At 32.7% G+C, this 12,318-nt stretch carries 4 protein-coding genes and 4 pseudogenes; 6 read left to right on the top strand and 2 right to left on the bottom strand.

Going from position 1 to position 12,318, the window contains the following annotated elements; genetic code table 11:
* Nucleotides 1-227: 227 nt before the first annotated feature.
* Nucleotides 228-1,037 (bottom strand): annotated as a pseudogene (locus DYE57_RS09575) (ZIP family metal transporter).
* Nucleotides 1,038-1,158: 121 nt separating this feature from the next.
* Between DYE57_RS09575 and DYE57_RS09570 the strand changes: the two are divergent.
* From DYE57_RS09570 to DYE57_RS09545, 6 genes and pseudogenes are all read left to right on the top strand, one after another.
* A pseudogene (locus tag DYE57_RS09570) lies at nt 1,159-3,045 on the top strand (ABC-F family ATP-binding cassette domain-containing protein).
* Between the two features lie 10 nt (nt 3,046-3,055).
* Nucleotides 3,056-4,837 (top strand): DNA helicase RecQ, encoded by a 1,782-nt coding sequence (gene recQ / locus DYE57_RS09565; RefSeq protein ID WP_115313828.1) that lies wholly within the window; start codon nt 3,056-3,058, stop codon nt 4,835-4,837.
* 240 nt (nt 4,838-5,077) lie between these two features.
* On the top strand, nt 5,078-6,055 hold the full coding sequence (locus DYE57_RS09560) for an ABC transporter ATP-binding protein (protein WP_115313827.1): 978 nt from the start codon (nt 5,078-5,080) through the stop codon (nt 6,053-6,055).
* Nucleotides 6,048-7,562, top strand: a complete 1,515-nt coding sequence (locus DYE57_RS09555) for an ABC transporter permease/substrate-binding protein (protein ID WP_115313826.1) — start codon at nt 6,048-6,050, stop codon at nt 7,560-7,562. Before DYE57_RS09560 ends, DYE57_RS09555 begins: the two co-directional genes overlap by 8 nt.
* Before the next feature lie 206 nt (nt 7,563-7,768).
* A pseudogene (hisC, locus tag DYE57_RS09550) lies at nt 7,769-8,815 on the top strand (histidinol-phosphate transaminase).
* Nucleotides 8,816-8,943: 128 nt separating this feature from the next.
* A pseudogene (locus DYE57_RS09545) lies at nt 8,944-9,454 on the top strand (5' nucleotidase, NT5C type).
* 73 nt (nt 9,455-9,527) lie between these two features.
* Here the strand turns inward: DYE57_RS09545 and adhE are convergent.
* Nucleotides 9,528-12,137 (bottom strand): bifunctional acetaldehyde-CoA/alcohol dehydrogenase, encoded by a 2,610-nt coding sequence (gene adhE, locus DYE57_RS09540; RefSeq protein WP_115313825.1) that lies wholly within the window; start codon nt 12,135-12,137, stop codon nt 9,528-9,530.
* Between the last annotated feature and the right edge of the window lie 181 nt (nt 12,138-12,318).

Here is a 12,318-nt window from a genome sequence, read left to right as displayed (position 1 = left end):
TATTAAACTGGAGTAAGTGTGCTATTCTAAGCTACTTACTCCAGTTTTTTAGTTTTACATAAAACGGCTCTCAGATTCTTTTACAAATTACGTCAAAATAACTGAGAGTCATTTGAATATAGATTATAAATAAAATTTTTAATAGGCTAATTACATTAAGAAGCTGGAAATAATGAAGCAACTTTTAAGCTCTTTGTAATAAACGATTTAGATAATACTGTTTTTTCTTATCCAAGTGCAACATCTAGAATCATCATAATTGTAAAACCAATCATCAAACTTAATGTTGCTAAATCTGTGTTATTGCTTGATTGAGAATCTGGTAATTCTTCAACAACGACAAATATCATTGCTCCAGCAGCAAAGGCTAAGGCATATGGCAAGATAGGATTAACGACTAAAATGGCTGCTGCACCGATTGTTGCAAAAATAGGTTCGACTATTGCAGATGTTTGACCATAATTAAATGATTTCTAACGTGATGCTCCTGCCGCACGAATTGGCATTGACAATGCGGCACCTTCAGGAATATTTTGAATTCCGATACCTATTGCCAGTCCAAGTGCACCTAAAAAAGTAGCTTGGCTATTACCAGAAACAACTCCTCCAAATGCAACACCTATGGATAAACCTTCTGGTATATTATGAAGTGTAATTGCTAATACAAGTAAAGTATTTTTACCAAGCGAAGTATTGACGCCTTCTTGTTGCTGACTTTTGTCTTGGGCATTTTGATGAATGTGAGGAATAATATGATCTAAGGCTCTAATAAATACACAGCTAAGTATAAATCCAATAGCTGCTGGTAGCCACGGCATTGTACTTCCTTTACTAGACGCGATTGCTGGTAATAGAGACCAAAAGCTTGCAGCAATCATTATTCCTGCTGCGAATCCTTGCATAGAATTTAAAATTTTATCATTCACTTTTTTGAATATGAACACTGCTGCAGCTCCTAAAGCAGTAAGTAACCACGTAATTATACCAGCTATAAGAGATTGAATATAAGGTGGTAGATTTTGGAATAATTCTGACATATCTAGCGCTCCTTGTATCATTTCATCCTAAAAAGGTGTATAATATATAGAACTGAATTAAGTTTAACAAAATTATTTTGAAAATTCGATAGTTGATAATATTCGATATTTAAAAAGGAAGATAAGCATGGAAGCATACAAAATTGAACATTTAAATAAATCCTATGCAGATAAAGTCATTTTCGATAATCTCAACTTGTCCATATCTGAAAACGAAAGGATTGGCTTAGTTGGTATAAATGGAACAGGGAAAAGTACTCTTCTTAAAGTTATTGGTGGTCTAGATGAGGATTTTACTGCGAATATTACACATCCCAACCATTATCGAATTCGCTATTCATCTCAAAAGCAAGATTTAGATGGTGATAAAACAGTTTTTGAAACTGTATTTAACTCTGACACGACAACATTAAGCATTATTAAGAATTATGACCGAGCGGTAAATGCATACGCAATAGAGCAAAGCGATACTAAGTTTAATAACATGATGGAAGCTCAAGAGGCTATGGATAAACATGATGCATGGGATTATAATGCAGAAATTAAAACTATTCTGTCTAAATTAGGAATTAATGATATGAAAAAGAAGGTATGGGAATTTTCTGGTGGTCAACAGAAACGTGTAGTGTTAGCAAAAACGTTAATTGAACAACCAGATTTATTATTACTAGATGAACCAACGAACCATTTGGATTTTGAATCAATTAATTGGTTGATTAATTATGTTAAACAATATCCTTATACTGTTTTGTTTGTAACACATGATCGTTACTTTTTAAATGAGGTATCAACGCGAATTATAGAACTGGATAGAGGTAAATTAAAAACATATCCAGGTAATTATGAAGATTACATAGCAATGTGTGCTGAACATGAGTTAATTGAACAAAAACAACAAGATAAACAAAAGGCTTTGTACAAACAAGAATTAGCATGGATGCGTGCAGGTGCTAAGGCTCGAACAACTAAACAACAAGCACGTATTAATCGTTTTAATAATCTTGAAGCAGAAGTTAAGGGACAGCATTTTCAAGATAAGGGCGAGCTTAATATTGCATTTTCCAGATTAGGCAAGCAAGTTTATGAGTTGAAGTATCTCACTAAAAAGGTCAATAACAAAGTGTTATTTGAAAATATATCTGGAATCATCCAAAGTGGAAAACGCATAGGAATAGTAGGTCCCAATGGTGCTGGTAAAACGAGCATGCTGAATATTTTAAGTAAAGAGAATCAAGATTTTGAAGGTGAATTAAAGGTTGGTCAAACAGTTAAAGTTGCATATTTTAAACAAACTGAAGAGACATTAGATCGAGATATTCGAATGATTGATTATCTTCGTGAAGAAAGTGAAATGGCTAGAGAAAAAGACGGAACGTTAATTTCTGTTACGCAATTGTTAGAACGCTTTTTATTCCCTAGTTCGACCCATGGTAAAAAGATATATAAACTTTCAGGTGGTGAACAAAAGCGTCTCTATTTATTATGATTACTTGTTCATAAACCCAATGTTTTGTTATTAGATGAGCCAATTAATGATTTAGACACGGAAACACTTACTATACTAGAGGATTATATTGATGATTTTGGTGGATCTGTCGTTACAGTGAGTCATGATCGTTATTTTCTTAATAAGGTTGCACAAGAATATTGGTTTATTCATGATGGTCAAATGGAGAAAATTATTGGTTCATTTGAAGATTATGAAGCTTATAAAAAAGACAAAGACGTCAAGTAACAATGGCTAGGCAGACGAATCAACAGTCTAAAAAAAGTCACAATTAAGAAAAAATCTGGGCTTTCTTATAAAGAAAAGTTAGAATATGAAATGATAATGTCACGTATCGATACGACTGAAACTCGTTTAAAAGAAATTGAAGAAGAAATGGTTAACGCAAGTGCAGATTATGCTAAAATCAAAGAACTTAATAAAGAAAAACAAGAGCTTGAACAAACATATGAAGAAGACATCATGAGATGGAGTGAACTTGAAGAAATATTAGAAAAATGAGGGGAATGTAATCATGCAAGAAACTTTATCGCATTATTTTGGTTACAAAACATTTCGACCAGGGCAAGAGGAGATCATATCCAAAATACTTAATCATCATAATACTCTTGGAGTTCTTCCAACTGGTGGTGGTAAATCCATATGTTATCAAGTGCCAGGTCTTATGCTTGGAGGTACAACTATTGTTATTAGCCCGCTAATATCTTTAATGAAAGACCAAGTAGATCAACTTAAGGCAATGGGGATTCAAGCTGCTTATTTAAATAGCAGTCTAACTCAGAAACAACAAATGGAAATAGAGGAGAGGCTCATACAAGGACAGATTCAATTTTTATACGTTGCACCTGAACGCTTTGAAAATTCATATTTCTTAAGTTTGCTAAGAAAAGTTGATATACATCTTATTGCATTTGATGAGGCTCATTGTATTTCTAAGTGGGGTCATGACTTCAGACCTAGCTATCAGAGTGTGATTCATAAAGTATATTCGCTACCTCAAAATTATACTGTAGTGGCGTTAACTGCCACAGCGACTGTTGAAGTTCAACAAGATATTATGGCGAAACTAAATATAGCTAAGAATGATGAAATTAAAACAAGTACAAAACGTCGAAACTTAATTTTTAGAGTTAATACTACGTATCAAAGACAAAAGTTTGTGGTTGACTATGTAACGAGTCATGAAGGACAGTCAGGAATTATTTATTGTTCTACACGTAAACAAGTAGAAGAATTGAATGAAGCATTTGAAAATGAAGAAGTGAAAAGTACTATCTATCATGCCGGTTTGACTAATAAGGAACGTGAAGAAGCTCAAAATGATTTTTTATATGACCATGTAGATGTAGTAGTGGCAACTAATGCATTTGGTATGGGTATTGATAAATCTAATGTGCGTTACGTTATTCACTATAATATGCCAGGTGACATAGAATCTTACTATCAAGAGGCAGGTCGTGCGGGACGTGATGGTTTAAAAAGTGAATGCATTCTTTTATTTAGCGAACGTGACAAAGGATTACATGAATACTTTATAACAGTGTCTCAAGCAGATGATGATTATAAAGACAAAATGGGTGAGAAGCTCACTAAAATGATTCAATATACTAAAACAAAAAAATGTTTAGAAGCTACTATTGTGCATTATTTTGAGCCTAACGAAAAATTAGAAGAGTGTCATCAGTGTAGTAATTGTGTACAAGAAAATAAAACATATGATATGACACGAGAGGCAAAAATGATTATTAGTTGTATTGCACGTATGAAACAACAAGAAAGCTATAGCGTTATTATTCAAGTATTGCGTGGGGAAATGACTGATTACATTAAATACAATGACTATCACCAGTTGACAAAGCATGGTTTAATGAAGGATTATACTACTTCAGAGTTAGCGCATCTCATTGATGAGTTACGTTTTAAAGGATATCTTAATGAAAATGATGAAATATTGATTTGTGATGATTCCGTTAAAAAACTTCTTAACGATAGCATAAAGGTATATACAACGCCATTTAAAAGAAAGAGTAAAGAAAAGGTCTTTATCAATACAGCAGAAGGTGTTGACAGAGTACTCTACAGTGAACTTGTTGAAGTTCGCAGGCAATTAAGTCAAAAATTAGGTATTGCACCTGTAAGTATTTTCTCTGACTATACACTTGAAGAATTTGCTAAACGTAAGCCGGAGACGAAACAAGACATGATAGCAATTGATGGTGTGGGTAGTTATAAATTAAAGCATTATTGCCCTAAATTTATGAAAAAAATACAAAGCTACAAAACTAGAATTTAAAATTTTTACAACGACAAATAGATTTTGTCGTTTTTTATTTGGAATTTTTTCTAACAACTTAAATGATTTTAAACACAATGATTGTTACAGCAATTTTTTGGAACCTGTAAAGATTATATGTAATTTAAATTAAATGAAAACTTAGATATCAATAAAATGTCAATTTTCAATTAAAAATGATTTAATAGGTAATATAGATTAAAATGGTCTACTTTAAGTAGCGTGAATGAAGGTGAGAATGTGATTAAGTTTAAGAATGTAACAAAACGATATGGGGAGAATGTTGCTGTTGATAATGTAAGTTTTAATATTAAGGAAGGAGAGGTTTTTGTATTAATTGGGCCTTCAGGTTGTGGTAAAACAACAACACTTAAAATGATTAATCGCTTAATTCCATTAAGTGAGGGGTATATTTACTTTAAAGACAAACCTATAAGTGATTATCCTGTATATGAAATGCGTTGGGATATTGGGTATGTACTTCAACAAATTGCACTATTTCCTCATATGACAATTAAAGAAAATATTGCACAAGTACCTCAAATGAAAAAGTGGAAAGATAAAGATATTGAACAACGCGTTGATGAATTATTGGAAATAGTCGGATTAGAACCCGAACAATTTAAACATAGAAAGCCAGATGAATTGTCTGGGGGTCAAAGGCAACGTGTCGGCGTTGTACGAGCGCTTGCAGCAAATCCTCCTGTTATTATTATGGATGAGCCTTTTAGTGCACTTGATCCAATCAATAGAGAAAAACTGCAAGATGATTTGATTGAGTTACAAACTAAAATCAAAAAAACGATAGTCTTTGTTACTCATGATATACAAGAAGCAATGAAATTGGGAGATAGAATTTGTCTGTTAAATAATGGACGTGTGGAACAGATTAACACACCCGAAGGATTTAAACAACACCCTCAAAGTGAATTTGTAAAGCAATTTATGGGGAGCCATCTCGATTCATCTAATCACAATGCTCAAAATCAAGTTAAGATTAAAGATTTAAACATACAACGACCTCTTGATGAGACTTCAGCAATGACAAATTATCCAGAAGTCAACGATACGCTAAAGATAGCCGACATTTATTCGGCATTAGCGCAACATGATGCAGTGATTGTTAATTCCTCAGAAAATACAAGCCAATATTTACTTAAACGTGAAGATATATTTGCTTATTTATCTGAGAGTAAGGAGGATATGACGCATGCATGAGTTTTTCAATACACTAAGTGATAGAAGAGATCAACTTCTTTTAACAATTATTGGGCATATTCAAATTTCGTTTGTTGCATTACTTATTGCAACGATTATTGCAGTACCTTTAGCTATCTTACTTACTAAGACAAAGAAGCTTTCTGAAATTGTTATGAATATTGCAGCTGTATTGCAAACAATACCATCTTTAGCATTGCTAGGTTTGATGATTCCTATATTTGGAATTGGAAGACTTCCAGCAATTATCGCTTTAGTTGTTTATGCATTATTACCAATTTTGCGTAATACATATACTGGTATTAAAGAAGTAGATTCATCTTTAATTGAAGCGGCTAAAGGTATCGGGATGAAGCCGCTTAGACGTTTAACAAAGGTTGAATTGCCAATTGCAATGCCCGTGATGATGGCGGGAATACGTACAGCTATGTTGCTTATTATCGGTACAGCTACATTAGCTGCTTTGATAGGTGCAGGTGGCTTAGGGGATTTAATTTTGTTAGGAATTGATCGTAATGATAGTTCACTCATACTGATAGGTGCTATTCCAGCAGCATTATTAGCAATTATTTTCGATTTCATTTTGAGATACATGGAAAGACTGTCTTATAAAAAGTTACTCCTAACATTAAGTGCAATTGTCATAGTCATCGTGCTAGCAATAGTTATACCACTACTGGCACACAAAGGTGATAAAATCATGCTTGCAGGTAAATTAGGTTCAGAACCTTCTATTATTACGAATATGTATAAAATTTTAATCGAAGATGAAACCTATGATACTGTAGAAGTTAAGGATGGAATGGGAAAAACATCATTCTTATTTAATGCTTTAAAATCAGATAATATTGATGGTTACTTAGAGTTTATTGGTACGGTGTTAGATGAGTTAACTAAAGAAGATTTAAAATCCAAAAAGGAAAGTGCAATGTACCAACAAGCAAAATCTAGTTTAGAAAACAAATATAATATGACGATGCTTAAACCAATGAAATATAACAACACTTATGCCTTAGCTGTGAAACGTGACTTTGCAAAGAAAAATAATATAAAAACGATTGGTGATTTGCGAAAAATTGAAGATAAACTTAAACCAGGATTTACTTTAGAATTTAACGATAGACCAGATGGTTTTAAAGCAGTTAAAAAGGCGTATCATCTTAATATTTTGAACGTTAAAACAATGGAACCTAAATTGCGCTATACGGCAGTTAAAAAAGGTGATATTAATTTAATTGATGCCTATTCTACAGATGCTGAATTGAAGCAATATAATATGGTGGTTTTAAAAGATGATAAGCATGTTTTCCCTCTTTATCAAGGCGCACCGTTGTTTAAAGAGAAATACTTAAAGAATCATCCTGAAATTAAAAAGCCATTGAATAAACTCGCAAATAAGATTACTGATGAACAAATGCAAGAAATGAATTATAAAGTTACAGTGAAGAAGCAAGATCCATACAAAGTTGCAATGGATTATCTAAAAAAAGAAAATCTAATTAAATAAGTATAGTGAGAACATAATTAATGATATTATGAGTAGCTATTCGATGTTATAACAAGTGCATCGGATAGCTTTTTAAATAGTAAAACATATTTAATGTGAGCAATCATGAACTTAATGCAATGTCTCATTGATTTTAAGGGAAGTTATTGTTTATAATAAGTACTGAGTTTTTTAAAATTTCAGTCAATTTAAGGAATGATTTATCGATGAAGAAACAGTTAGATCAATTATCAGCATACGGACCTGGACTTTCTCCTGATACTTTAAAAAAGAAATATGGTATTGAGGGAGAGTTATATAAGTTAGCTTCTAATGAAAATTTATATGGTCCTACTCCTAAAGTAAAAGAGGTGATTAAGGCTCAATTGGATAATCTCTATTATTACCCAGAGTCAGGGTCACCAGCACTAAAAGAGGTACTCAGCAAGCATCTTCATGTTGATGCTTCTCGAATTTTATTTGGTGCTGGTTTAGATGAAGTAATCCTTATGATTTCTAGGGCAGTATTGACAAAAGGCGATACAGTTGTCACTAGTGAGGCTACATTTGACCAATATTATCATAATGCAATAGTAGAATCTGCGGAAGTCATTCAAGTACCGTTGAAAAATGGGGGGTATGATTTAGAAGGTATTCTTAATCATATCGAAGATACTACGGCATTAGTTTGGTTGTGTAATCCAAATAACCCTACAGGTACTTATTTTAGTCACGATGAATTACATCATTTTCTAGAACGTGTTCCAAGTCACATTCCTGTTCTTATTGATGAAGCATATGTGGAATTTGTGACAGTTAATGATTTTCCAGACACATTAAAATTACAAGAAGCATTTAACAATGCATTCTTATTACGTACGTTTTCAAAAGCATATGGTTTAAGAGTTGGATATGTGGTGGCTTCATCGGATGCTATTGAGAAATGGAATATTATCAGACCACCTTTTAATGTGACAAGACTCTCGGAATACGCAGCTATAGCAGCTTTAGAAGATCAAATATATTTAAATGAGATTACTCAAATAAATGCGAAGGAGCGTGAGAAATTCTATCAAATTCCACAAAGTGAGCATTTTTTACCAAGTTAAACTAACTTTGTTTTTGTGCAAACAACAAGGAGTAAAGAATTATATGATGAATTATTAAACGTCGGATGTATTACAAGACAATTTACAAATGGAGTAAGAATTACCATCGGTTTTCCAGAACAAAACGAGAAAATGTTAGCAGTATTGAAGCAGTTTAAATATTAAAACATATGATTATGAAATCATTTTTTGATTTTTTAAAGACGTTATACCATATATAAGTAAGTTCAATTGTATAAATATAGTTATTATACTATATACTGACAACATAAATAGGGAGTGTAAAGAGTTAGATGCGACAAAAAATTGCTATAGATATGGATGAAGTTCTTGCTGATACTTTAGGCGCAGTGATTGAAGTAGTGAATAAGCGAACGGATTTAGGTATCACAGTTGAATCTTTAAATGGTAAAAAACTAAAGCATATGATGCCCGAGCATGAAGGCTTAGTTGCAGAGATATTGAGGGAACTAGACATTTAAATGTCATATCTCATACACAGGAAGTTGTTAAAAAGTTAAATGAACAGTACGATATCTATATTGCGACTGCAGCTATGGACGTTCTGACTTCATTTGAGTGGTTATTAGAATTCTTTCCTTTCTTAGAGCCTCAACACTTTGTCTTTTGTGGTAGAAAGAATATTATTAATGCAGATTTTCTTATTGACGATAATCCAAAACAACTAGAAATTTTTGAAGATAAATCTATAATGTTTACCATCATAATGTGAATGAACATAGATTTGATCGCGTAAGCGGTTGGAGAGATGTCGAAAATTATTTTAATTCTATTAAAGAGTAATGAAAAATAAAAAGTCATAGGTTACATTTTAGGATGACCTATGACTTTTTTATTATGTTATCAATTTGTGAAATTATTTTTCATAATCATAAGCTGTTTGAATAATGCCTTTAAGTTCACTTATTAATGGTTCTTTAGGGTTGGCAGTTGTACATTGATCTTCAAAAGCTAATTCAGCCATTCTATCTATAGTAGAATTAAGCACTTCTTCAGTGACGCCTTGTGATTTTAAATTCATATCGATACCGACTGAACATCCTAAATCGTAAACTGCATTAGCTAGAGCTTCTACCAATTCTTCAGTTGTGTTTCCTTTAAGTCCTAAAAATCTTGCAATATCTGCATAGTTAGTATCTGCTCTAAAGAAGTCATATTTAGGAAATAGAGCATGTTTTTGAGGATCTTTAGCATTATAACGAATAACATGTGGTAATAAAATAGCATTCGTTCTACCATGTGAAATGCCATATTCTCCGCCAATTTTATGTGCAATAGAGTGTGAAATTCCTAAAAACGCATTTGCAAATGCCATACCAGCCATTGTTGAAGCATTATGCATTTTTTCTCTTGATAATTTGTCATTATCATATACTGATGATTTTAGGTAATCAAATGATAGCTTAATTGCTTGTAAGCTTAGGCCTCTTGTGTAATCAGAAGCCATTACAGAAACATAAGATTCTATCGCATGTGTCAAAACATCCATCCCTGTATCAGCAGTGACACTTTTAGGGACACTTAATACAAATTGTGGATCGACAATAGCTATATCAGGTGTTAAAGCGTAATCTGCTAGTGGATATTTTACATGTGTTTCACTATCAGTAATAACTGCAAATGGAGTTACTTCTGAACCGGTACCTGATGTAGTAGGAATACATATTAATTTAGCGTTTTCAGGTTTTCCAATTTTATAGGTACGTTTACGAATATCTAAGAATTTTTGTTTTGCTCCAAAAAATGATGTTTCTGGGTGTTCAAAGAACATCCACATCGCCTTGGCTGCATCCATTGCAGAACCGCCACCTAGAGCAATAACTGTATCAGGTTGGAAATTAATAAACATTTCTAACCCTTTATAAACTGTTTGAGTTGATGGATTTGGTTCAACTTCGTTAAATATTTTGATTTGAGGTTGGTTTTCTCGGCGTCTTAAAACACTTTCAACTATATCTGAGTAACCAATTTTTACCATTCCAGGGTCACATACAATCATTACACGCTCAATATTTTCCATCTCTTTCAGATACATAACTGAATTTTCTTCAAAATAAACTTTAGGTGGAAGTTTGAACCATTGCATGTTATTACGACGTTTAGCAATTGTTTTAATATTTAATAAGTCTACTGCACTTACATTATGAGAAATAGAGTTTCTACCATAAGAACCACAACCTAATGTGAGTGATGGGATTAATTCGTTATACATATCTCCAATTCCTCCAACAGCTGAAGGTGTATTTACTAACACACGACAAGCTTTCATTTTAAGTCCGAAGGTTTGTTGTAACTGACTATCTTCTGTGTGAATAACGGCTGTGTGACCTAAACCTCCAAATTCTAGAGTTTCTTCACAAATTTGGAGAGCGTGTTTTGCAGATTTTGCTGTCACCAATGCAAGTACTGGTGATAATTTTTCACGTGATAATGGATAATCTTTTCCAACACCATCAATTTCTGCTACTAATAATTTAGTGTTTTGTGGCACACGAATACCTGAGAGTTGGGCAATATCAACTGCAGATTTACCTACAATATCAGGTTTAACTGCAGTTTTATCTTCATTCATGATAGCATCTTCTAATTGTTGAAGTTCGTTTTTGTTAACAAAGTATGTTTGATGTAATTTAAATTCTTTAACGACCTCTGTGTAAACTTCTTTGTCAACAACCATGACTTGCTCAGAGGCACAAATCATACCATTATCAAATGTTTTAGAACCTATAATATCATTAACTGCACGTTTAATGTGTGCAGTCTTTTCAATATAAGTAGGGACATTACCTGGACCAACTCCTAACGCAGGTTTACCTGTTGAATAAGCAGATTTAACCATTCCAGATCCTCCAGTTGCAAGTACTAAAGCAATATCTTTGTGATTCATTAATTGTTTAGTTGCTTCAATTGATGGTACATCTATCCATTGAATAATATCCTTTGGTGCTCCTGTTTTAATGGCAGCTTCTAATATAACTTCAGCTGCTCGTTTTGATGATTGTTGTGCACTTGGGTGAAAGGCAAAAATGATTGGATTACCCGTTTTGATAGCAATCATTGCTTTGAAAATTGTCGTAGACGTAGGGTTAGTAGTTGGTGTAACACCGCAAATGACACCTACAGGTTCAGCAACATATGTTAATCCTTTTTGTTTATCTTCTCCAATAATACCTACAGTCTTGTTTTTTTTAATTGAATTCCATATGTACTCTGAAGCATATAAATTTTTAATTGCTTTATCTTCATATATACCTCTACCAGTTTCATCGTAAGCTAGTTTAGCTAGATGCATATGCTGATCAACAGCGGCCATACTCATATGATGGACGATTTGATTAATCTCTTGTTGAGATTTTTTAGATAATTCTTTTAGAGCTTTTTGTCCTTTTTCTGCTAATGAATTAATCATTTTTGCGACTTCTTCTTTGTTCATTTCATGATTACTTTTTTCTGATATAGCTAACATATACAACCACTCCTTAGAGATTGTGAATTATTTCACAAATATTATAGTACACCTTTTTCTAAATTAAAAGAAAATTTAGAATGATAGATGTGTAAATGTGATTTTTATATGAACAACTAGTTATATTATCTGTTATATCGTAAATATAGAGAAACAGCATATTTAATAGTATAGAGGAACA

This window comes from Staphylococcus saccharolyticus (assembly GCF_900458815.1).
Classification (GTDB): Bacteria; Bacillota; Bacilli; order Staphylococcales; family Staphylococcaceae; genus Staphylococcus; species Staphylococcus saccharolyticus.
Note: the sequence above shows the minus strand (reverse complement) of the source record. Positions and strands in the feature narration are given on the sequence as shown.

Coding starts and splice junctions, on each gene's coding strand:
- DYE57_RS09555 (WP_115313826.1), top strand. CDS start 6,048: ATGCATGAGTTTTTCAATACACTAAGTGATAGAAGAGATCAACTTCTT.
- adhE (WP_115313825.1), bottom strand. CDS start 12,137: ATGTTAGCTATATCAGAAAAAAGTAATCATGAAATGAACAAAGAAGAA.